Origin of the sequence: Cognatundibacterium squillarum (genome assembly GCF_014652435.1) — a bacterium.
GTDB classification, from domain to species: Bacteria; Pseudomonadota; Gammaproteobacteria; order Burkholderiales; family Burkholderiaceae_D; genus Undibacterium; species Undibacterium squillarum.
Genome location: NZ_BMYU01000002.1, coordinates 233208 through 254126, shown reverse-complemented (window position 1 = coordinate 254126; position 20919 = coordinate 233208). Strand labels below are relative to the sequence as shown.

The window sequence follows — 20919 nt, the reverse complement described above, 5'->3', positions numbered from 1 at the left end:
TCTGTGAGCCATGGCTTCCCGTTCAGCGCTCTTTCGCAGGTAAAGATTTCTCGGCCCCGAAGACAGTTTTTTCTGCGACCGGCAACCACTCTGCAATGTTTTTACTGGTGGCATTCAGTACCGGCACCATCACCTGCTTGGCTTGCTTTCTGCCGTGAATTGCTCCGATCAGAATCTCGGCAGACTGGGTGCCCATCAGGAAAGGTTGCTGCATGCCGACGGCGACCAGATTACCGCTTTTCAGATGATCGACAAATTCGGGTATGCCGTCATAGGAACCGACGATGACTTCTTTTAGCTTGCGTAAGTCCTTCAGTGCAGCCAATGCGCCCAGCGTTGGTTTATCGACTTCAATAAACAGCGCTGCTACTTTAGGATGATCGCGCAGAATTTCTTTGACGAACTGGTAAGTCTCTTCCCTCGTGTAGCTTTGCATCTGACGCAATGCCACCATGTTGGTGTAGCCCGCCTCTTTCATCGCATCCAGAAAGCCATTGGTGCGGTCTTGCCCGTTTTTTCGACTCAGTGCAATCGTACACAGTGCAAACTGTGGATTGCTCAAACGTTTTTCTTTGAGAGCGGCAGCAACAATCTCACCAACTGTGAACGCACCGCGGTAATTATCAGATTTGACGTAAGAAACAAATTCACCGCCATTACTGCCAATGTCGGCGATCACGACAGGAATTCGCGCACGGCTGGTCAGCTCAAGGACAGCCTGAGCTGACTTACTGTCCGTCGGCGATAAAACGATACCGGCTGCCTGCTCACGGATTGCCTGTTCGATATTGGCGGATTGCTTCGCATCGCTGTTGGTGCTGTCCAGTACTTTGTACTGATATCCGTTATTTGCGGCAATACTGGCGACACCCATGCCCAGGGTGCGCCAGAAGGGCAGATCGAGTCCCGGGGTGATATAGAAAATGGTTTTGCTGTTTCCGGCGAATACCGGAAAGGCAATGCTGCTGAGGGCGAGTGTCGCAAGCAGGCTGCGACGCAGGCTGAAATGTGCGGACATACCGTACTCCTTGTCAAAAGGCCTTGTATAGCAGCATGACCGGTGCATATGAATGACGGCGGGCCTCTGCTTTGGCGTCAGCACTTAATCCGTGCATCGGGAATCCGGCTCAAATTGCTAATTTCATTATAGCAGCAGGTCAAATGTGCACAGCAAGCGTGCCCGTGAAAAAACCTGGTCTGACCGTACAGTCATCTCCGGATAAAGTGCAGATGCAAAGCTGGCTTGCTGTATATGCTGTCTGGCTGGTAACAAGTCGCGAAAGTGTGTTTTTGTACTCTGACTATTCCACTAAATGGAATAGTTAATTCAAATTTGTGGTTATTCCCTCTGTTTGGTGACGTAGATATAGTGTCTTCACTCGCTGAGCACTTGCGAATCTGAAGAGTCTGTTACCAGCTAACCCGAAGGAGAAATCATGTCCCGTCTTAACATTCCTGCCGTTGAACACGCTGTCGAAGCATCGAAACCTTTACTCGCGGCTGTACAAAAACAATTAGGCATCGTTCCTAACCTGATGAAACTGATGGGTAGCAGCCCGGCAGCGTTGGAAGCTTATCTGTCGTTCAGCGGTGCACTGGCAAAAGGCGGTCTGAGTGTGGCTTTGCGTGAACGTATTGCTTTAGTCATCGCGGAATACAACGCTTGTGACTACTGCCTGTCGGCGCATGATTATTTATCCCGGCATGTTGCCAAGATCAGTGCGAGTGAAATCGACGCTGCCCGTACCGCAGATTCAGCAGATGCCGCTACCGCAGCCGCCTTACGCTTTGCGCTGAACGTCGCGCAGAACCGTGGCCGTGTCAGTGACGAAGACTTGCAGGCGGTACGTGCTGCCGGATTTAACGATGCCGCCATTGTGGAAATTGTGTCAAATGTGGCAGTGAATGTGCTGACCAACTACCTGAACAATGTTGGCCAGACTGAGATTGATTTTCCGGTTGTACGCGCAACAGTGCGTTGATCCCTGGTTTGTATTGCTGAATTTTTTCCGGTTCCGGTCTGTGCGCAGGCACAGCCTGCCGGCACCCGTCACCGCTGACATTAGTCTGAAGGAGCTATGATGAATCTCGATAATGCTGTTGAAACCCATGCCCAGTGGAAAGCCAAATTGCGCACGGCCATTGTGAGACATGAACAACTGGATCTGGCGACACTCTCGCGTGACGATTGCTGTGAGCTGGGGCAATGGTTGCACGGACCCGGGAAGCGTAACTACGGGCAGTTTCCTGCACATCAGGATTGTGTTCAGAAGCACTTAGCGTTTCACCGCGAAGTCAGCAAAATTGCAAAAGCGGTGAATGCGCAGCAGTTTGAACTGGCGGAACGTTTGCTGAGCGCCGGTACGGAATATACCAAGGCATCCAGCGCGCTGAGTGTATCGTTTCTCCGCTTGCGTAAAGAAGCGGGCATCTGAAGCTGATAAAGCCAGTGCGGCTTTTTTTGGGGGGGGCACCGCTTCTGGCCTTTGACAGCGGTGCTCATTATGCAAATCTCGTCATTGCTATTTCCGGAATCGCCAGGCTTTCTGCCGGCGAGCCGGCTTTTGTTATGCAGATATCTGCTTTCTGGCATGCATCAGCGTCTTTTTCCGCAAAAATCAGGATTTTCCAGCCGCGCCGGGTTCGCTGAAGTACAGGGCATCCAGTCCCTTGAATTGCCAGCCTCTGGCTTGTGCCTGCAGGTCTTCCCGGTTTTCTGCGTTACACCAGAGCTGAGCGCATAACCGGCCATGCTGCAGTGTGACCAGCGGATGCGCATGTTGCTGAATCAGTGGCGCGCGTTCAGAGCAGAAATGCAGGCGGTAGCGTTGCAGGCTCAGGTTAGGACTGAACACAGCACCCCAGCCGGCTTTATACCAGGTAATACCGTTATCCAGTATTGGCGGCGTCTGCCCCAGATGTACGCCATGGTGACCGGCTTCACGTGCCAGTTGCACCATGCGCTGATAGATCAGACAGTTCAGCTCCCGCATCAAGTGTTTGTCTGCTGAAGCTTCGGCACTCAGTCCTATTTTGTTGAAATACGCAAGCGGATGACGTGCGGAAAGTTTCAGATGAAAACCAGCTACCGGCCGCCCGTCCAGTTCCACAAATTCCAGTACGGCACCATGCGTATCTGCGCAGAAAGCGTCGCAGCTTTCGACATAAGCATGGTAACCATGACGTTGCTGCACATAGGGTTGCAACATACGGTGATAGAACAGTTCGTAATCCTGCACCGTGCTACCTGCCCGAAACTGATATTGACGTTTCGCAGCCTGTTTTAATCCGCGTTTGTTCAGCTCTCTGAGATTCTTGCGCCATTGCTCTTCACTTTCATCGAACAGTATGGTCGCATCCAGATAGTCAGGGAGCAGCAGGCTGGTCTCATCTGCGGGTGGGGAGAAAGGCGTGCAGGGCAGCAGTATCAAATCGGCGTTTTGCCTGTATTCTTTAAACACTTTGGCTGCATGCAGCGGTTTCACCTGGCCGATGACGCGCGAGCGTGTCGACGCCGCTTCAAAAAATGCCTGTAGCAGCAGATTACTGGAGCCCAGTGTCAGCATACGGATACTGGTATCGCTGCCTGTCAGCTTGCCGGACGTCAGGGTGAGGTTCTGCAGTTTCAGCCAGCTCTGAACCTGGTTAGCCTGCTGTTGCAAAGGGCGCAGGGTTTGCAGCAAGCGATTTTTCCAGTGATGCTGATACATAGCAGGCGTATGAAGGTGGAAGAAAGCGGCATTATAGTGGGATTAGCTGTTTCCGATGAGCTGCAAGCAACAGATCTTAGCCTTATGTGAAAATAGACCGTTTTGGTGGCCACAGTGGCCGGCCATCGATTGATTTCGGGAAAGTGTTGAATGAAAAAATATCTGCTAATCAGTCTGTTGACAGGTGCAACGCATGCTGCGCATGCTGAAATGCCTGTTCCGGTAAAAGAAGAAATCCGTACGCTGCTAAGCAGGCTGGAAAATTCCGGCTGCGAATTCAACCGCAATGGCAGCTGGTACAGCGGCGCAGAAGCGAAATCGCATTTGCTGCGTAAGCTTGATTATGTGGATGGCAAATTCACCGTAAAAAACACCGAGCAGTTTATCGACATGGCTGCCAGTCAGAGCAGTTCTTCCGGCAAGGCGTATCAGGTGCGTTGTCAGGGTGCTGCACCGGTGAATAGTGCGGTCTGGCTGAAATCTCAGTTGCAGCACATCCGATCCGCTACCCGTTGATTACTGCAGCGAAGCCAGATCGCCGGTAGCTGCGCTGCCGCTACTGGCTGAAACCGTCCGGGGCAGACCGCTAATCCGTACGCTGTTCCGGCTGCCTGATGCATCCCGCCAACAATTCATTTCCTGTCGCAATTTGCAGGATGTGCTGACGACCAGCACGTCCCGCGTATGTCCTGAGTACGCGCTGATCGCAGACAGATCTGATGGATCAGATTGTGCAGTTATCCGCATTCATCAAAAAAGCGATGCCCTGAAAGCCCGGACTTTCTCTGGTCATCCGGCCGGCAGCCTGTTTTTTCTATGCAGAACACCGCATTTTGCACAAAATTGGTGCATTTTGGCGATTGTTTGGCATCGGTTTGTCTAAATTTCCTCATGTGGAAGGATCTTCGTAAAAGATCGCTGATTTCACGTCTTGTCCGGCATCAAGTAATTCTTCTTGCTTAACGTAATGCGAATCATTATCATTTCAATTCCGATAAATGGTTATTTTTTCTTTTCATGATGAAAACATCCCGAAATTCCGTCCGGCCGGTGGCGCTGGCTGTGGCAATGCTTTGTCAGTCTGCGGCAATGGCGCAGGAGCAGGTTTCAACGCCCGCGCAGGTTAATGGCGACAATACAGCGCAGACCGTGGTGGTGACTGCCAGTTTGCGAGCACAATCGCAGGCGGCTGCGCCTGCCTTTATCACCGTACTGAAAGCGGAAGATCTGGCGCGTGGCAGTTACCACAGTCTGGCCGATGCACTGCGCGAGACAGCGGGGGTAGTGAATCTGACCGATGGCAGCGGACGTGAAGAAATTCAGATTCGCGGCTTGTCCGGCAAATACACTTTGTTGCTGGTGAATGGCCGTCGCGTTTCTTCGTCCGGCGCATTGTGGCGTGGCGGCGATTTTGATCTGAGCGCATTTCCGCTGAACAGTATTCAGCGCGTTGAGGTGGTGCGCGGGCCGATGGCGGCGCTGTACGGTTCGGATGCAATGGGCGGTGTGGTGAATATCATTACCAAAACACCGGGGCCGGTATGGCAGAACACCGTCAGCGCGGAAGTGCGTCAGGTGACAAAAGGTGAGCAGGGCGATGCATGGCGTCTGGGCTTCAGTGGCAGCGGTGCGCTGAATGACAAGCTCGGTTTAACCGTGATCGCAGAAATGCAGGATCGTCAGCCATGGTATGTGACATCCGCTGCCGACAACAACCGCGCACCGGGTCTGGAAGAAAAGCAGGCGCTGAATATACACAGCCTGCTGCGCTGGACGCTCAGCGATACGCAGAGTCTGGAATTCAGCGTGGCGCATAACCGCGATAAACGGCCTTATGGTTTATATGATGTGAGTTTTTATCCGGCCTACAATTTCACTTCGCGTGATTACCGCGAACAAAAAATTTCCCGCAATATGGTTGGCATTACCCATCTGGCGGACTGGGGCTGGCTGAATACCAGTGCGAGTATCAGCCGTGAAGAAGCCAGTGTCGATGATTTCAACAGCCGCTATAACAAACCGCAGCAAAGGCTGGAAAAAGAAAGCAACACGCTGATCAATCTGCTTGCCAGCAAGCGTTTGCAAAACCATGACCTCAGTGCCGGTGCGGACTGGCGTGAACAAGTGGTGAAAGATCCGGCAACCTATCTGCAGACCGGCAAGGTTTCAACCCGTAACAGTGCACTGTTTTTGCAGGATGAAGTGCAAATTGCACCGGGCTGGCAACTCAGTCTGGCCGGACGTTATGACCATGCAAGCACATTCGGTAATCATTTCTCACCGAAACTGTATCTGGTGGCGCAGCCGGTTAGCGGCCTGACGATCAAGGGCGGTATCAGTGAAGCGTTTAAAGCGCCGGACCCGTATCAGTTAAGTCCGGAATACAGCGTGGTCAGCTGCGGCGGACGTTGTATGCTGACCGGAAATCCGCTGCTGAAACCAGAAACCAGTCGCAACAGTGAACTGGGTTTCGTACTGAACGGGAAGCAGTGGGAATTATCGGCGGTAGCATTCCAGAATCGCATTCAGGACATGATTATTGCGTATTACGATGCTGCAGCTGCCAAACGTCGCTGGGTGAATATTGAACAGGCGAAAACCCGTGGTCTGGAACTGGAAGGCAAATGGCAATTACATCCTGCGCTGGAATTGCGCGGCAATTACACGCGTCTGATTGCACAGGGAACCGACTTTGCCGGAAAGACCAGCACACTGGAAGGACGGCCTGAGCACATGCTGCATCTGAATCTGCTGTGGCAAATCAATGGCGAACTGAGTGCCAGCATCGCTGCGCACTACAACGGGCGCCAGATCTACGAGACACAACAGCTTGGCGGCTACACCCGTTATGACACCGGCCTTCAGTACCGTTACAGCAAAGCCTTGCAATTCCGTGGCGGCATCCGGAATATCGGCAATATCCGTCCGGATGAAAAGAATCCGGCTTATCCGGGAACGGAACTTGCCCGCAGCGTCTATGCAGGGATGAACTGGCAGTTCTGATCAGTGCATCCGTACACACCGTTCTCCACGGTGTGTGTTCCTCTTCAGCGTACGGCATTCTCTGCGCAGAATGCCGTTTTTCTTATGAATTCCATGCAGATACTTTTTCTGATTCTGACGATAGCGGCCTGCAGTGCCCTGTATTTATCCCACCGTCATCAATGCCTGCTACCTCAGCCTTTGCCTCCGGCAGCAGGCTGGCTTACGTATTTTGTCCTGCAATTTTCAGCATTCCGGTTCGCTGCAAGCGACTGGGACTGGCTGACCGTGATCTTCGCCTGGTTGCTGATCAGCATGTTCAGCTTTTCCCTGATGCCATTTGTACGCTTGCTGCGTCCGGAAACTAAAAAATGAATGACAAATCTCTCAATAATCAAAAACCGCCGCGACAAGCACACTGGTTTCTGAAAACCAGTGCCGGGCTGATTGCGGGTTTCTGGCTGGCGCTGGCGCTGACCGGTTGTTTCGCCTGGGCCGGACCGGGTCATATTGATACACCGGACAGAGTGCAATTCTTAATGTGGATGATCACACCGATATGGCTGCTGATCTTAGCCGCGGTCTACTTTTTCCGTTCCGGCTGGCACGCATGGGGCGTTTTGCTGGCATTGAATCTGGTCAGCTGGAGCGGGTTACATTTATTACGCGGAGTCGCATCATGAAAATTCGCAGTGATATTCTGAAAACTTATCTCAGTATTCATACGTGGACCGGCATTCTGGCCGGTCTGTTATTGTTTATCGGCTTTTTTGCCGGCGCACTGACAGTGTTTAAGGCGCCGTTGCAACAATGGAGTACACCGCCAGCAGACCGGATGCCATTTGTCACACCGGCGCAGGCAGATACGTTGCTGGAGAAGGTGTTAAAACAATATCCCGATGCCGCACCGAACCTGCTGCTGACGCTGGATGCCCGCTCTGCAGCACCCGCACCACTGAGCTGGTCCGGTCATCCGCCTGCTCACGAAATTGATGTCAGCGCGCGCCATCACTACGCAACGCTGGATGATAACGGCGACATTGTCGTGCGTGAGCAGCCACCCGGTCTGCTGGCAGAGCTGATTGATTTGCTGCACCGTACCGGTGGTATTCCCGGTGAAATGGCAGATGAATATGCTGGCGGCTACATCATGGGCATTGCCGGTGGCATGTATTTTCTGGCACTGGTTTCGGGTCTGATTCTGTTTTTGCCGGTCATTGCGAAAGACTTATTTGCCTTACGTCCCGGAAAAAATCTGAAGCGCTTCTGGCAGGATGCACATAACCTGCTGGGCGTATTCAGTTTGCCATTTCATTTGATTATCAGTTTTACAGTGGTGGTGTTCGCCTTTCATGATATTTTTTATGGCAGTCTTGGTAAGTTTATTTACGGCGAACACCGCATGTTCACACCGCCGCCGAAAGTGCAGCATCAGACGACAAACTTACAGCCGATGAGCGTGTTAATCGCAAAGGCAAAGGAGCTTGCGCCGGAATTTGATGTGACGGAATTGCGCTACATGCGCCTCGGAAAACCGGGCGCGATGGTGCGGCTGGCAATGGAAAATCCGGCCTATGTGGTGCGCGGAACTCATGCAGGTTATCTGGTGCTGAATCCCTATACCGGTACAGTCGTGAATGCACGTATGCTGCCGGGACATGGCAATGTCTGGAACAGTATGGTCGACCCGTTGTTTTCTCTGCATTTCGCCAGTTATGGCGGGACGCTGATGCGCTGGGTGTATCTGCTTGCCGGTATCAGCGGTGCCATTCTGTTTTACACCGGTAATCTGTTATGGATAGAAAAACGACGTAAACAGCCTCCGCCGCGCGATGCAGAGCAGGGCGCTGTACGGCAGCGCCTTTCTGTCAGGGTGATGGGCGGGCTGACGGTTGGTGTTGCGCTTGGCAGTGTTGCCGGTGTCGGTGCTTGTATGCTGGCATCGAAGTGGCTGGTAGCCCTGAATACGGAACCTAACACCTGGTATTTTTCAGTTTATTACCTTTGTTTTCTGATTTGCGTACTGACTGCATTACGGCTCGGCGCAGCGCGTGCTGCATTCTGGCTTTGCCTGCTCTGTGCCTTCATTTCCGCAGCGATTCCGCTGACCAGTCTGCTCGGGTATTTGTTTCCGCAAACCGGCTTATGGGGCTATGCCAGTCTCAGTGCGGTGTCGGTTGATTTGGTTTCCGTATTAACAGCATTGTGTTTCAGCTGGATTGCGATAAAAGCGAGGAAACGTGCTTTGCAAGGGCAGGCTGCAAGTGTCTGGTCTGTTGATTGCACAGCATAATCTGAACTGCATTCTGACCGGGAGCGGCCGATCTGCCGCTCCTTTTTATTTATCGCTTGCAATCAACCGCACTTCATCTTCTCTGTGCATGTTTACATCTCGTATGTCATTTCAGATGATGCCGGAATATCGCATAATTGGCAGAAATTGCATCGTCCGGCGGATTTCTGTTGCATTTACCCGGTGACGTAAGTCTAAAACCGAAATGCTGAGTCGCTTCCGGTTGTTGTAATGGTATTTATAAAAATACGTATTCAGGTAATCGGATGCTGTCGGCAACAGCGCGATGCAGAAATGTATCTTTCTTGAAAACTGAATCAATTTTCTTATAAAATGCGGCGCGATCTGCCGTAAATGCTTTTATCTAAAGCGTTCAGTAATATTTCAGCAAATCAACAAAATTCTGTTTTAAGTATATTTAGTATTCAACTGGCAATGAGTTACCAGTTGTAAATACGCGATTACGTACTAAGATAAAATTGATTTACAAACGTTTTATTGTTTTTGTGATCATTAATTTGCGTAATTAACAGGGGTTTTCGCTGAAATGTTACATGATTTCACAATCTGATTCAGGTTTTGTGCCAGAATAAGCATGTGTAACTGGACATCAAAGAATAAATAAGATTTTTTATTTTTTGATGTATTACAGATAATTTTTTGAGAATCCGCACCGATGGTGCAGGAATTCAGGAGAAGCGAGGTCATCATGGCTGTTAAATTTACTGAAGAAGAAATCAATCAATATGTTGGCGAACAATTGCGCCAGTTCCGTAAAGAAAAAAATCTGAGTCAGATTGAGATTGCTGAAATGCTGGGCATTCGTCAGGCATACTGCAGCAGCTATGAAATCGGTAACCGTGCTATCGGTATCGGTACACTGGTGCGTCTGGCAGATTTCTACGGTAAAGAACTGACCGATTTCCTGCCGAAAACCCGCCGTGACGTTGCAAAGATGCAAGCACAGCGTCCGCAACAACCGGAACGTGAAATTCTGACCGATCTGGAAAAAGTCGGTAAGTTCTTCGATGCACTGGCGAAGAAGCTGGATTGCCACCGCGATGCTGAACTGGCAGAAGCGATTGGTATCCACGCATCTGAACTGTCTATCCTGCGCCGTGGTTACCGCGTGCCTGGCCAGAAACTGCTGGAGCGTCTGAGCTCGGTTTCCGGCAAGTCGATGAAAGTAACAACATCGACATTTGAACGCGTATCTGAGTAATTCAGTCGCGACGTTCAGTACAGTTTGCAAAAAAGCCCGGTTTTGCCGGGCTTTTCGTTTAACTGGACAGCACTCAGGCTGTTTTCAGCGGCTTTTTTCCGCTATCCATTCCCATCCGGTTTTGCCACGTTGCAGAATTTTGTAGTTTGAGGCGTCTTCCATCTGCGGACATTCCAGATATATCTCATCGGTACCGTCATCCGTCAGATCAACCGTGCTGTCAACTTCGCAATATAAATTACCGCTGCCGCGTGCCAGTTTAAAGCTGCCATCCGTCTGTTGCTCTGCAATCATTACCAGCGACATATAAAACGGATCATTGTTGTAATGAACATCCGACGGGCTGCTGAAGACCCACTGCCCGATCAGGAAAATCTGCCCGTTTTTATTCAGATTGCCGGCAAACCACTTAATCCTGACATCTTCATGCTGAGATATTGCTTCGTTTCTCAGTACCTTCAGCATATTGCTGCGTTCTGTTTTAGGCTGTTGCTGTATCCATTGCAATGTTAATGTTTTTAACACTGCTTTATCCTGTGCAGTAATGGCGCGCACAGGCCGTTCTTTGGCCAATGGATAATTTGTGACCAGAGTATGAATTTCTGCAGGCTTGACGCCCTCAGGGAACTGCAAGCCGGGATCCGGAAAATAGCGCGCCAGAACGGGTTGTGCGAATGTCAATAAAGACTGATTAATGCGCATTTCGGTACGTACCAGACCTGTAGGGCGATTACCTGAGTAACTGCGGTAATACCGGTTTTCACGGAAATATTCCGGCGCTACCGGCGACTTTCCGGTAATCATCGTGATTTTCTGATCCTGCACTTCAGCAAATAATGTTAATACGCCGCTGTAGTATTCATAAATTCGTTTCACAGGCTCGTCACTGACAGGCTGACGTTTTGCAAAGTCACTCAGTATCGTTTGTAAACGTTTTGTACCAGCCGGATCAGCATCGATCAGCGACTGGATATACGCTGAGATTTCATCCGATTGCGGATCAAGTGCCAGCGCGCGCTCCGCGAGTAAGCGTTGCAGCTGTGGATTGCCTGCATTTTTTGCTGCAGCTAACAGGTTTTTAGTATTCGGTTTTTCGGTATCGAGCAGACTGATATCAATCCAGCCTTCGGAAACCGGAACGGTTGCATCCACCGGATGCCGCACAAATATCATGGCCCAGCGCCGGTTTTCGTGCGAAATCACTTCACCGATTTCAACATCTGCACCTATCGGTAACTGCGCAACAATCGCGCCTTTGTTTCCGGCCTCGCTGCGTATGTTAACCTGATGGGCGATGGTGTAAGCGACACCACTTGTTTGTGGTGTGGCTGCATAAGCACCGGAGACAGTGATGGATGAGAGCAGGGCAGCCAGTGCTGTCGTTTTCAGTTTTATCATATTAAATTAACACGAAAATTATTCCGGAAAATGTGGTTCGGCGATCCAATGACTGCTGACCCAGTTTTCTTCTCCGGCCAGCTGAAACAACGATTCCATCAGTAACTGCCGCACACAGGCAACAGCCGGTGGTGTTCTTCTGACCGCAGATTGCCCTATGCCCAGTGTGCGCTGCAAGCCAGCATCGCTGAGCGGTGCACCACGCAGCGTTTGCAGTCGCATTTCTTCGTAAAACGCAATGGGTGGCAATATCGTCCAGCCATGTCCTGCGCGCACCAGTGCTTTCTGAATATCCAGCGCATTGGTTTCCGCGATAATGTTTAAAGATAACTGGCTGGCCGCTGCCAGATGGTCTACAAGATTGCGGATACCGTGGGTTGCTGCCGGCAGTATCAGGGGTTTGTCGGCCAGTGCGCGTAGAGGCAGCGGCTGATCAGCATTCAGGCAACTGTCCGGCGGCGCCGCGACCCATAACTGTTCCTCCAGCACCGGTGTCAGATGCAGTAAAGCAGACGGGTGCGGATAGTACAGCAGCGCCAGATCAGTTTCTCCCTGTTCCAGCCATGTCTGCATATGGCCGGCATAGCCAACCAGAAACTGCAGACGTATCCCCGGAAATTCTTGTGCGCAACGGCTGACCAGTGTGCAGGCCAGTCGTTCGGCAGTACTTGGTAACAAGCCAACGGACACCTTGCCTTGCAAGGCATGCTGGCCGGGCCGGATCTCGCTGCGGGCGCGTTCCAGTTCCTGTAAAACCCGGCGGGCATAGGCAGCGAGAATTTCGCCGTCCGGGGTTAATTGCATCCCCAGTCTGTGGCGTTCAAACAAAACAGAGCCGACATCTTCTTCCAGTAGTTTCAGCTGGCGCGAAACCGCTGGCTGGACGATATTCAGCATTTCGGCTGCCTTGGTCATGCTGCCGGTATCGGCGATCGCAAGCAGGGCTTTTAACTGGCGGAAGTCCATATAGTTCTATCAAAAAATCTGATTGATGACATCAATTTATACTATTTGATTATCGCTGATATCGCATTTTATGATGGCGGGCATGAAATTTGGGTTAGCTGATCATGAAATCTGAACATCCTGTTGTGACAACAGTTGCCGGTATAACGGCAAATACCACCAGTCGTAATATGTCATTCATCGCTGGTTGGATTGCCAGATTGCCAGGTTTTATGCGCGGCAATCCGGGGGCAGGGCGCAGTGAATACAAACTGGGCATCACGCTGGCATTGCTGGCGGCGCTGGGTTTCTCGATGAAAGCGGTTTTCGTCAAACTTGCATACGAAACCGCGAAGGTGGATGCGATTACCTTGCTGACGTTGCGCATGGGACTGGCACTGCCGATTTTTCTGTTGATGAGCCGCGGCGCGTTTTCCTCTTTACGTCAGTTAAGCAGGGCCGATCAGTTACGCATTTTGTTTCTGGGGATGATTGGCTATTACGGCTCCAGCCTGCTGGATTTTATGGGGCTGGCGTATATCTCTGCCGGTCTGGAACGCCTGATCTTGTTTACCTACCCGTCGATCACGGTATTGCTCGGCATTCTGTTCATGGGAAAGAAACTGGAAAAGCGGATTTTGCTGGCCTTACTGTTGTCGTATGCCGGTATTGCGCTGGGCTTTCTGCATGACGCATCCGTGACTGCCGACAAAATTGCATTGCTGACAGGCAGCGGGCTGGTGTTTGGCTGTGCGGTGTTTTATGCAATTTACAGCGCTGGCTCTGAAAGTGTGATCCGCAAACTCGGTGCTGCCCGCTTTACCGCACTGGCGCTGACCGTGACCAGTTTCACCACGTTTTTGCACTTTCTGATTGCCCGCCCGCTCAGCGCTTTGCAATTGCCGTGGCAGGTGTATGGTTACAGCGGCGCGATGGCAGTGTTTTCAACGGTGCTGCCGATATTCTGGCAGGCATCGGCTGTGCGTTACATCGGTGCGGAACGCGCGGTGCTGTTCGCAACGCTTGGCCCTATGCTGACCATTCTGCTGAGCTGGGCTTTTCTGGGCGAACCGGTGTCACTGGCACAACTGGCAGGTACTGTGCTGGTGGTGGGCGGTGTGATGCTGGTGGGTAAAGCAAAGCGCTGAATGCTTTCCAGTTAAGAAACAAGTTGTTTTATATGTCACGCTACGGCGCGGATGCCGATCACATCTCCTTGTGCAGACTGCAGGGTTTCCAGCGCAAACTGATGTTGCTCTAATTGTTCAGCTTGCTGATTTTTAGCGGCCTGTTGTACCTGCGATATGGCCATTGCGATGAAATTAACCCGGTAATCTGCACTGGTATCAGAAAAAAAACCGTCTCTGAGCTGATCATCCGGCGATGCCTGCGTCAGTGACTGAAAATTGCCCGCCTGCTCTTCACTGAGTCGTCCGCTGCGGACTTGTAATTGCACCCAGTCCGCCAGTTCGCGACGGCTCATTCGTGTGAAATCTGCCTGCTTTAAAACGATGCCGTTTTCTTTCGGTATGCTCTGCGGCTGCAGCGCCTTTTCCGTACGTGCACCCAGCTGCGTATAGGCGGCCAGCAGCGCGGGTTGATTTCCCTGTTTTAAGCCGGAAAGACTGGACTCAATGTGCATGACAACAAACGCAATACCATCAGTGTGAATGGCTGTATTGTGTCTGTTGTGCGTACATAGGCATGCCGGAAAAAGAGGGCTGTTTTTATCCTAATTCCTGATTCTGATAAAAATGGATTTTCTCTGAAGCAATCTTTGACATTGTCCAAATACATTAGTGCAAAGTCTTTGCTAATATGAATGCATCATTTATTTGTCTGCGCTGGCATTGCAACAGAGGTACCGGCTGATTTGCCGCGATCTGGCTTCCAAGTCTGCTGCCCTACGGCATCATTTTGTTGTTAATCAGTTATTTCAGATTGTGTCCGTTACTCTGTTGGATCGTAATTCCGGACAAACAGAATTCGTATTGATATCAAAGGAACCTCCATGAGTCTGCATGACGCTGATCAACATCATCTCGCCGAAAGTTTTCCCGCTTCGTTTCATCATTTGCTGAATGCCCCGGTACCACTGGCATTGGTTGATGGGGACGCGCATATACTTGCTGTTAACGCAGCGCTGGCCGCTTTGCTGGATACCGATATGTCTGCGCTGTCCGGCCAAACGCTTGCCGCACTGAATAGTCAAACCGATAACGGTTCATGGGACTCCGCGCAATTTACCGAATTTGTGCGTCAGGGTAAGACATACACAACGTCGATTGAAGTAGGGACGGAGCCTGCGCGCTGGCTGCAGTTGCAATGTACGCCGCTGGCAAAAGAAGATGCCGGCGGTATTCAGGTAATGGTGACAGCGACGGATGTAACGGCGATGCATGCGCAATTATCTGAGTTGCAATCGGTTCGTCAGGCAATCGACAAATCCCGCGCCGTGATTGAATTTGATCTGAAAGGCTATGTTGTTAATGCGAATGAGCAATTCCTGCAGATCTTCGGTTATCAGCTCGACGAAATTAAAGGCCGCCATCACCGTATGTTTTGTGATCCGGCAGAGGCCGCCGGTGCGGAATATCTGGCGTTCTGGGAACGCTTACGCATGGGTGACTTTCAGAGCGGACAATATTGCCGTGTCAGTAAAGAAGGTAAAGAGGTCTGGATACAGGCCACTTATAATCCGATCAAGGGTCCGGATGGCAAACCATACAAAATTATAAAGTTTGCGTCAGACATTTCGCAGGAGCGATTACTGCAGACAGAAACGCGCGGCAAGATGGATGCGCTGAACCGCTCTCAGGCCATCATCGAATTTGATTTGCAGGGAAACATTCTGCATGCGAACAGCAATTTCCTGCGTTCACTCGGCTATACCGAGACTGAAGTGATCGGCAAACATCACAGTATGTTCTGCGAACAACAGTATGTGCACAGCGCGGATTACCGGAATTTCTGGGCAGATCTCGGTGAAGGGAAATTCAAATCTGACCGCTACAAGCGACTCGCCAAGCATGGCGCAGAAGTCTGGATTCAGGCAACGTATAACCCGATTTTAGACCGCCACGGACGCGCTTATAAAATTGTGAAGTTTGCAGTGGATGTGACCGAGCAGGTAAAACTGGAACAGGCGATACACGAAAAGATCCGCGAAATGATCGGTGTTTTGCAAAATCTGACCCGATCAATTGAAAGCATTGCGTCCAGTTCACAGTCATCAAGTTCACTTGCGCAAAAAACCCAGAGCGGTGCTGCGGAGGGGAGTGTGCTGCTGGCAAAAACCCGTGAAGCCATTGTTGCAATCGAGAACTCTTCCGTTTCCATTCAGAACATTACGCGCACCATCAGCGATATTTCAAATCAGACGCATTTGCTGGCGTTCAATGCAGCAATTGAGGCTGCGCGCGCCGGCGAACACGGCCTGGGATTTTCTGTCGTGGCCGATGAAGTCCGTAAGCTGGCAGAAAAATCCGCTGTCGCGGCGCAGGAAATCAGTGCACTGATCAGTGAAGCAGTTGACCGCGTGAAAGACGGCAGCCGTTTATCAGAAGACGTGCAGTCGCAGTTCTCGACGATTGTTGATCTGGTGCAGACAACATCCTCTTCGATTTCGGCAATTTCTGAAGCAACCACGGATCAGGTGACAGCGACCGAACAGGTTTCAGGATTGTTGCAAGATCTGAAAACACTGGTTTCACACTGAGCGGGGGGACTGCGATGCAAGCGGCTGTGCTTCAGCAAGAACAGGTTTCTCATATCGGATGGGTCAGCATCGGCGGGTTTCAGTTCGCGATTGCGGTGGAACATTTGTTTCGTGCGATTAAACCGCAAGCACCACTGATGCCACTGCCACGCAAACAAGGACCGGTTGCGGGGCTGCTTAACACCGGTGATGCATCTTTGCCGGTCGTGGATTTGCGTTTGTGGCTGGACTTGCCAGTCGATACTGATTTACAGGAAACAACAATCGCAGAAGCCGGCACTATTGTTTTGCATTTGCGTGACGGTGGTCGTCAGATCGGCGTGCTGGTGTCGCGCGTCAACGGCATTCAGGCTGTGCCTGACGGTGCTTTGCAGCGCATTCATCATCATGACTATCCGGAAGAAGTGTTTGATCAGGTAGTGCAGTGGGATGGCTTGCCGCAAGCGCTGCCCTTGCTGGAGACCGGCAAACTGATGGCCTTGCTGCAGGTATGGCTGGATGGCGCAGATGATCAGGGGCAGACTGTAGATGTGGGGCAACAGCAGCAAAGCCGGCGCAAAGGTGTGGTGCTTGCTACTGGCCAGCGTCAGGTATGGCTGGATGCACATTACGTCCGCGAGCTGATTCCGGCACAGCAAATTCTTGGTGCACAGGCACAGAGCCTGCATCACTGGTCTGTGATGCGCTGGCGTGACTTGCCGGTTCCGCTGGTTTCCGGCTTTGCCAGTACGAATGCCCGCCGTGATGGCTATGTGGCGATTGTCGGACTGGAAAGCGGTGAAACACTGGGCATTCTGGCAGATCAGTTATTGCGCCTGAGCGACTGGCACAGTTCCGGCGCACAATCCGACGCTGCTGAGGCCGAAGACACAGACGCACAGTTATTCCCTGAAGTCATGCTGAATGGCGAAGACCCGCCGGTATTTTTGCTGGATTTGCCTGAGCTGTTCCGCCGCCATCCCGAAGCAATACTGGCAAAAGGCGCCGCCGGAACGGCTTCTGCCAATACGCAGCAGGCCGGACGAAGGAACCGCGTGCCGTACATTATTTTTGATGCAGACGGCGTTTTTGCAATTGGCGCTGACCGCATACAGGAAATTATCGCGGTTGCACAGGAACCGACCGAGCAGGGAATAGAGTGGCGCGGACGCTGGATTCCGTATGTGCCGCTGGCCGACTGGTATCCTTTACCGCAAAACAACAGCGGTCGCATCGAGAAACTGGCGATTTTGTCCGGTAGCGGCGATCAGCTCGCAGCCTACGGTATCCATGCATTGCGAATGATGGTACCGGCGGGGCGCGGTAAATTCCATGCATGGCCCGGAAAGACAGAACAGGAACAGATTCTGGAAATTCCCGCCAACGGCAGCTATACCATGGCAACGGTCGTCAGCTGGTCCTGAATTTTCAGCCGTTTCCGTAACTGTTTTACGGCAGCTAAGCTCTCTTGGCATCCTGATAACCGGTAGCCGGAAGACACTGGAACCCGTTTATGATTGTGATCTTTCTGATCACACCCGGTACATCATGTCTGCCCGTAATCGCTTTCTTCTGAAACTCGTCCTCCTGTTACCTTGCCTCAGTCTGCACCAGGGTGCTTTTGCTGCGAAAGCGATGTTGCAAACCAAGGGTTTCTATGTGTCGCGCCCCGTGCTCAGCGAAGGTTCTTACTCTTGCGAATACCTGCGTTTTTATCCGGATGGTGGCGTAATTAACGTCAGCTCTGAGTGCGGTGCGCAAGCGCGGCGTGCAATCAACCGCTGGTTTCATCGCGATCAGTTCGGGAAACCACCGCAATATGTCAGCAGTGGTCAGACGGATATCAGTGGAAATCACCTGAACTTCAACAGCCGGCTCGATGATGGTGAAGTTGTTTTCTGGGGCAAGATACACCCGCGCAGCCTGCGCTTACACAGCCTGTCACGCATTACCGGCTACCGCGACTTTCAGGTTTACCGCTTCTACCCGTTCGCCGAACCGGCAGTACCTGCGGAGTAAATCCGCTGACCCCGGACTCAGCCTGTCAGTACCGCTCTGAGAACCCTGATTATGCAGCTATCCGCATCAGGCAATTCTGAAGGCCCGGACTTTCTGCCGACGACCGCCGGATCGCTGTGCTGAACTCCGCATTTGGGGCAAAAAATGTCAGTTTCGGGATGTGCTCGTCGTTCCCGTGCCTGCTGACACAGGTATCACTCTTTCGTCAGCGCGATCACGGCCGGCAGTCTGGCAGCTCTGGCTGCCGGAATGATGGCAGACAGCAGTGCGATCAGTACCGAAGTACCGACGGCACCGACCACTGCCCACAGTGGAATGGTCGTTTGCATCGCATTCGGCAGAAAGACGATGATCAGATTGCCGAGCAGCCAGCCAAGCAGGCTGCCCGCGCAGGCACCGGCAATCGCCAGCAAGGCTGCTTCCAGAAAAAACTGCATCCGTATCAGCCGCTGGCTGGCGCCCAGTGCCTTGAACAAACCGATTTCGCGCGTGCGTTCGTTCACGGACACCAGCATCATATTCATAATGCTGATCCCGCTGACAAACAGGGAAATGGAAATAATCGCGTAAAACACCCGTGAAATCATGGTCTGGATTTCTACGGCCGATTCGCGGATCTGCTCAGCACCTTCAATCCGGAAATCTTCCGCTTCACCATCGGGTGTGTGCAAGGCCTGGTGCAGCTTCAGGCGTATGCGTTGCATCGCCTTTTGCATTGCCTGTGGCTCTCTCACCCGCACACCGAAACTGTAAGCCGGTGTGCGCTGACTGAATTGCTGTGCGACGGAGAAGGGAATATAGGCGTCCGCAATTTGCAAACCCCGTGGTGTATCGTCAATTTTTGCCGGTGTGATGCCCACCACGGTAAATGCGGTACTACCGAGCAAAATCACAGTGCCGCAAGCCTGATCCGGCAGACCCAGTTTGCTTTTCAGTGCTTCGCTGATGACTACAACACGTGCACGGCTTGCTTCATCAGAAGCACGCAGAAACCGTCCTTGCAACGGAAACAGACGATATAAGGCTGGCTGGGACTCCGAAGCTGCCATAACCGTAACATTCGCCTTGATATCCTGATAACTGATTTGCGAAAAATGGCCGTCACTGCTGGCAGTCACATCGCGCAGCAAATCGCTTTGCATTTCCAGAATCTGCCATTCCTTTGCAGTCAGCGGATGCTTGCCAGCCGTGCCTTTCGTGTAATTAGTACTGATCAGCAGAATGTCCGGCCCCATGTTCGATAACAGGCGGTTGATACTCTGTGTCATGCCCTGCAATACCGTGGCTACACAAATAATGCCGGTGACAGAAATAATAATCCCGAAAATCGTCAGAAAGCTGCGCACAGGAAAGGCGCGGATTTGCTGAATGGCCTGCAGTAACAAGTCTTTGAATGTCATGTCAGTAAATCTCAATCACTTGCTAATGCCTGAATCGGATCCAGTCTGGCAGCTCTGGTGGCTGGCCACAATCCGGTCAGAATGCCGGTCAGCATGGAGATGCCGATGGCGATGGCAACAGGTACCAGCGGTACGCTCAGCGGAGTCGGATTTTTTGAAATCAGGTCAACGATGAGCGCGGAGATACCGATGCCGGCCAGTACGCCGGTCACTGCGCCGACACAGGCAATGGCGCATGCTTCGATCAGAAACATCCAGCGGACTTGCGCAGCAGTAGCACCCACCGCCCGTAACAAACCGATTTCACTGGTGCGCTGCGTGACCGCGACCAGCATCACATTCATGATGCCGACCGCGCTGATCAGGAACGAAATCGACACCAGCAGAACGGCGCCCAGTGCGACCGAATTCAGAATTTCGTCGCGTGTTTTGCGCATTTCGGATTCTCTCAGTATTCGGAAGTTATCGTTTTCTTCCGGCGACAATCGCGGCACACTGCGCAGCAAATTGCGGATTTTCACGATGACGGCATTCGTACGCGATTCATCGGCCAGCACAAACCGGAAATGCCACGGGCCGTTTGACAACCCGCTGTCTTCTGCCGTGTTGAGCGGTACATAGATATCACTCAGGTTGACACCGCTTCTGGATTGAAAAACACCGATGATGCTGCATTCATAGCGGGCAATGCGGATGCGGGTGCCGACAGGATGCTGCGGCAGCTTCAGTTCTTTGATCACATTGCTACTGACGACACATACTCTTAAATGCTGTTGCTCGTCGCTGGCGCTCAGAAAGCGCCCCTGCAACATGGTGAGCTTCATCAGTTCCGCCAGGGCAGGCGTTGCCGCGTAAATTTCCAGCTGTGCCTGCTGGCTACCGAACCGGGCTTGCATATCTGGACCAGTGTTGAGCCGGAAGCTGATCCATTGCGTGGCAGTCAGATGCCGGATCTCCGGTACCTGAGTCAGCAAAGCATCGTTTTCGCGCCGCCCTAATTGCGGTTCTCCGTAAGAGCCACTGACCTGTATCATTTCTTTACCAAGCGCGTTCAATTGCGCATCAACCATCGCATTCATGGATTCGATCACGGAATACAGGGTCACGACGCAGGCGATGGTGACGGTGATGCCCGATGCAGTCAGAAAGCTGCGCCCCAGATGTGCCCGCACTTGCGCCAGTGCATACGCGAATAAATCAATCGTTCGCATCAGCATCCTTCCTTACCAAGGCAGAAAAGGTAGCTCAGTGAC

19 protein-coding genes are annotated in these 20919 nt (G+C 51.9%); 12 read left to right on the top strand and 7 right to left on the bottom strand.

Features of this window, described 5'->3' with window-relative positions; all coding sequences use genetic code 11:
• Window positions 1–22: 22 nt before the first annotated feature.
• On the bottom strand, window positions 23–1018 hold the full coding sequence (locus IE092_RS05385; RefSeq protein ID WP_189356009.1) for a substrate-binding domain-containing protein: 996 nt from the start codon (window positions 1016–1018) through the stop codon (window positions 23–25).
• A gap of 418 nt (window positions 1019–1436) precedes the next feature.
• On the opposite strand from IE092_RS05385, the gene IE092_RS05380 reads away from it, so the two are divergent.
• Both IE092_RS05380 and IE092_RS05375 read left to right on the top strand, forming a co-directional pair.
• Entirely contained in the window at window positions 1437–1982 is a 546-nt protein-coding gene (locus IE092_RS05380; protein ID WP_189356008.1) for a carboxymuconolactone decarboxylase family protein, read from the top strand.
• Window positions 1983–2078: 96 nt separating this feature from the next.
• Complete coding sequence (locus IE092_RS05375; protein ID WP_189356007.1) at window positions 2079–2435, top strand: CZB domain-containing protein; 357 nt, start codon at window positions 2079–2081, stop codon at window positions 2433–2435.
• A gap of 183 nt (window positions 2436–2618) precedes the next feature.
• On the opposite strand, the gene IE092_RS05370 is transcribed toward IE092_RS05375, so the two are convergent.
• Window positions 2619–3710, bottom strand: a complete 1092-nt coding sequence (locus tag IE092_RS05370) for a GNAT family protein (RefSeq protein WP_189356006.1) — start codon at window positions 3708–3710, stop codon at window positions 2619–2621.
• 150 nt (window positions 3711–3860) lie between these two features.
• Here IE092_RS05370 and IE092_RS05365 point away from each other — a divergent pair, with 150 nt between their 5' ends.
• The 6 genes from IE092_RS05365 (at window position 3861) to IE092_RS05340 (ending at window position 10207) form a co-directional block, all read left to right on the top strand.
• Window positions 3861–4226, top strand: coding sequence for a YfeK family protein (locus tag IE092_RS05365; RefSeq protein ID WP_189356005.1), 366 nt, complete (start codon window positions 3861–3863; stop codon window positions 4224–4226).
• A gap of 501 nt (window positions 4227–4727) precedes the next feature.
• Window positions 4728–6713 (top strand): TonB-dependent receptor plug domain-containing protein, encoded by a 1986-nt coding sequence (locus IE092_RS05360; RefSeq protein ID WP_189356004.1) that lies wholly within the window; start codon window positions 4728–4730, stop codon window positions 6711–6713.
• Window positions 6714–6806: 93 nt separating this feature from the next.
• Complete coding sequence (locus tag IE092_RS05355) at window positions 6807–7067, top strand: hypothetical protein (RefSeq protein WP_189356003.1); 261 nt, start codon at window positions 6807–6809, stop codon at window positions 7065–7067.
• The gene (locus IE092_RS05350) at window positions 7064–7375 is read left to right on the top strand and encodes a hypothetical protein (RefSeq protein WP_189356002.1); all 312 of its coding nucleotides are present in this window, start codon (window positions 7064–7066) and stop codon (window positions 7373–7375) included. The genes IE092_RS05355 and IE092_RS05350 overlap by 4 nt, the downstream gene beginning before the upstream one ends.
• On the top strand, window positions 7372–8985 hold the full coding sequence (locus IE092_RS05345; protein ID WP_189356001.1) for a PepSY-associated TM helix domain-containing protein: 1614 nt from the start codon (window positions 7372–7374) through the stop codon (window positions 8983–8985). The genes IE092_RS05350 and IE092_RS05345 overlap by 4 nt, the downstream gene beginning before the upstream one ends.
• 709 nt (window positions 8986–9694) lie before the next feature.
• The gene (locus IE092_RS05340) at window positions 9695–10207 is read left to right on the top strand and encodes a helix-turn-helix domain-containing protein (RefSeq protein ID WP_189356000.1); all 513 of its coding nucleotides are present in this window, start codon (window positions 9695–9697) and stop codon (window positions 10205–10207) included.
• Between the two features lie 84 nt (window positions 10208–10291).
• On the opposite strand, the gene IE092_RS05335 is transcribed toward IE092_RS05340, so the two are convergent.
• Window positions 10292–11605, bottom strand: coding sequence for a hypothetical protein (locus tag IE092_RS05335; protein ID WP_189355999.1), 1314 nt, complete (start codon window positions 11603–11605; stop codon window positions 10292–10294).
• Window positions 11606–11623: 18 nt separating this feature from the next.
• Window positions 11624–12571: a LysR substrate-binding domain-containing protein gene (locus IE092_RS05330; RefSeq protein ID WP_189355998.1), complete on the bottom strand. Its 948-nt coding sequence runs from the start codon at window positions 12569–12571 to the stop codon at window positions 11624–11626.
• A gap of 104 nt (window positions 12572–12675) precedes the next feature.
• Between IE092_RS05330 and IE092_RS05325 the strand changes: the two genes are divergently transcribed.
• Window positions 12676–13698, top strand: coding sequence for a DMT family transporter (locus IE092_RS05325; protein ID WP_229793049.1), 1023 nt, complete (start codon window positions 12676–12678; stop codon window positions 13696–13698).
• Window positions 13699–13733: 35 nt separating this feature from the next.
• Here IE092_RS05325 and IE092_RS05320 read toward each other — a convergent pair whose 3' ends face one another.
• Entirely contained in the window at window positions 13734–14192 is a 459-nt protein-coding gene (locus tag IE092_RS05320) for a hypothetical protein (RefSeq protein ID WP_189355997.1), read from the bottom strand.
• Between the two features lie 369 nt (window positions 14193–14561).
• Here IE092_RS05320 and IE092_RS05315 point away from each other — a divergent pair, with 369 nt between their 5' ends.
• The 3 genes from IE092_RS05315 to IE092_RS05305 all read left to right on the top strand — a co-directional run bounded on the left by IE092_RS05315 (window position 14562) and on the right by IE092_RS05305 (window position 18266).
• Window positions 14562–16268 carry a methyl-accepting chemotaxis protein gene (locus tag IE092_RS05315; RefSeq protein WP_189355996.1) on the top strand — a complete coding sequence of 569 codons (1707 nt, stop codon included), beginning with the start codon at window positions 14562–14564 and terminating at the stop codon, window positions 16266–16268.
• A 26-nt stretch (window positions 16269–16294) separates the two neighbouring features.
• On the top strand, window positions 16295–17671 hold the full coding sequence (locus IE092_RS05310) for a chemotaxis protein CheW (RefSeq protein WP_189355995.1): 1377 nt from the start codon (window positions 16295–16297) through the stop codon (window positions 17669–17671).
• A gap of 124 nt (window positions 17672–17795) precedes the next feature.
• The gene (locus IE092_RS05305; protein WP_189355994.1) at window positions 17796–18266 is read left to right on the top strand and encodes a hypothetical protein; all 471 of its coding nucleotides are present in this window, start codon (window positions 17796–17798) and stop codon (window positions 18264–18266) included.
• A 194-nt stretch (window positions 18267–18460) separates the two neighbouring features.
• On the opposite strand, the gene IE092_RS05300 is transcribed toward IE092_RS05305, so the two are convergent.
• On the bottom strand, window positions 18461–19666 hold the full coding sequence (locus tag IE092_RS05300) for an ABC transporter permease (protein WP_189355993.1): 1206 nt from the start codon (window positions 19664–19666) through the stop codon (window positions 18461–18463).
• 11 nt (window positions 19667–19677) lie between these two features.
• Window positions 19678–20877 (bottom strand): ABC transporter permease, encoded by a 1200-nt coding sequence (locus tag IE092_RS05295; protein WP_189355992.1) that lies wholly within the window; start codon window positions 20875–20877, stop codon window positions 19678–19680.
• Window positions 20878–20919: the final 42 nt, after the last annotated feature.

Excerpts from the sequence above, each read along its gene's own strand:
- IE092_RS05345 (WP_189356001.1), top strand. The coding sequence starts at position 7,372 with ATGAAAATTCGCAGTGATATTCTGAAAACTTATCTCAGTATTCATACG.
- IE092_RS05320 (WP_189355997.1), bottom strand. The coding sequence starts at position 14,192 with ATGCACATTGAGTCCAGTCTTTCCGGCTTAAAACAGGGAAATCAACCC.
- IE092_RS05305 (WP_189355994.1), top strand. The coding sequence starts at position 17,796 with ATGTCTGCCCGTAATCGCTTTCTTCTGAAACTCGTCCTCCTGTTACCT.
- IE092_RS05300 (WP_189355993.1), bottom strand. The coding sequence starts at position 19,666 with ATGACATTCAAAGACTTGTTACTGCAGGCCATTCAGCAAATCCGCGCC.
- IE092_RS05350 (WP_189356002.1), top strand. The coding sequence starts at position 7,064 with ATGAATGACAAATCTCTCAATAATCAAAAACCGCCGCGACAAGCACAC.
- IE092_RS05360 (WP_189356004.1), top strand. The coding sequence starts at position 4,728 with ATGATGAAAACATCCCGAAATTCCGTCCGGCCGGTGGCGCTGGCTGTG.
- IE092_RS05385 (WP_189356009.1), bottom strand. The coding sequence starts at position 1,018 with ATGTCCGCACATTTCAGCCTGCGTCGCAGCCTGCTTGCGACACTCGCC.
- IE092_RS05315 (WP_189355996.1), top strand. The coding sequence starts at position 14,562 with ATGAGTCTGCATGACGCTGATCAACATCATCTCGCCGAAAGTTTTCCC.
- IE092_RS05365 (WP_189356005.1), top strand. The coding sequence starts at position 3,861 with ATGAAAAAATATCTGCTAATCAGTCTGTTGACAGGTGCAACGCATGCT.
- IE092_RS05355 (WP_189356003.1), top strand. The coding sequence starts at position 6,807 with ATGCAGATACTTTTTCTGATTCTGACGATAGCGGCCTGCAGTGCCCTG.
- IE092_RS05295 (WP_189355992.1), bottom strand. The coding sequence starts at position 20,877 with ATGCGAACGATTGATTTATTCGCGTATGCACTGGCGCAAGTGCGGGCA.
- IE092_RS05330 (WP_189355998.1), bottom strand. The coding sequence starts at position 12,571 with ATGGACTTCCGCCAGTTAAAAGCCCTGCTTGCGATCGCCGATACCGGC.
- IE092_RS05340 (WP_189356000.1), top strand. The coding sequence starts at position 9,695 with ATGGCTGTTAAATTTACTGAAGAAGAAATCAATCAATATGTTGGCGAA.
- IE092_RS05325 (WP_229793049.1), top strand. The coding sequence starts at position 12,676 with ATGAAATCTGAACATCCTGTTGTGACAACAGTTGCCGGTATAACGGCA.
- IE092_RS05375 (WP_189356007.1), top strand. The coding sequence starts at position 2,079 with ATGATGAATCTCGATAATGCTGTTGAAACCCATGCCCAGTGGAAAGCC.
- IE092_RS05370 (WP_189356006.1), bottom strand. The coding sequence starts at position 3,710 with ATGTATCAGCATCACTGGAAAAATCGCTTGCTGCAAACCCTGCGCCCT.
- IE092_RS05380 (WP_189356008.1), top strand. The coding sequence starts at position 1,437 with ATGTCCCGTCTTAACATTCCTGCCGTTGAACACGCTGTCGAAGCATCG.
- IE092_RS05335 (WP_189355999.1), bottom strand. The coding sequence starts at position 11,605 with ATGATAAAACTGAAAACGACAGCACTGGCTGCCCTGCTCTCATCCATC.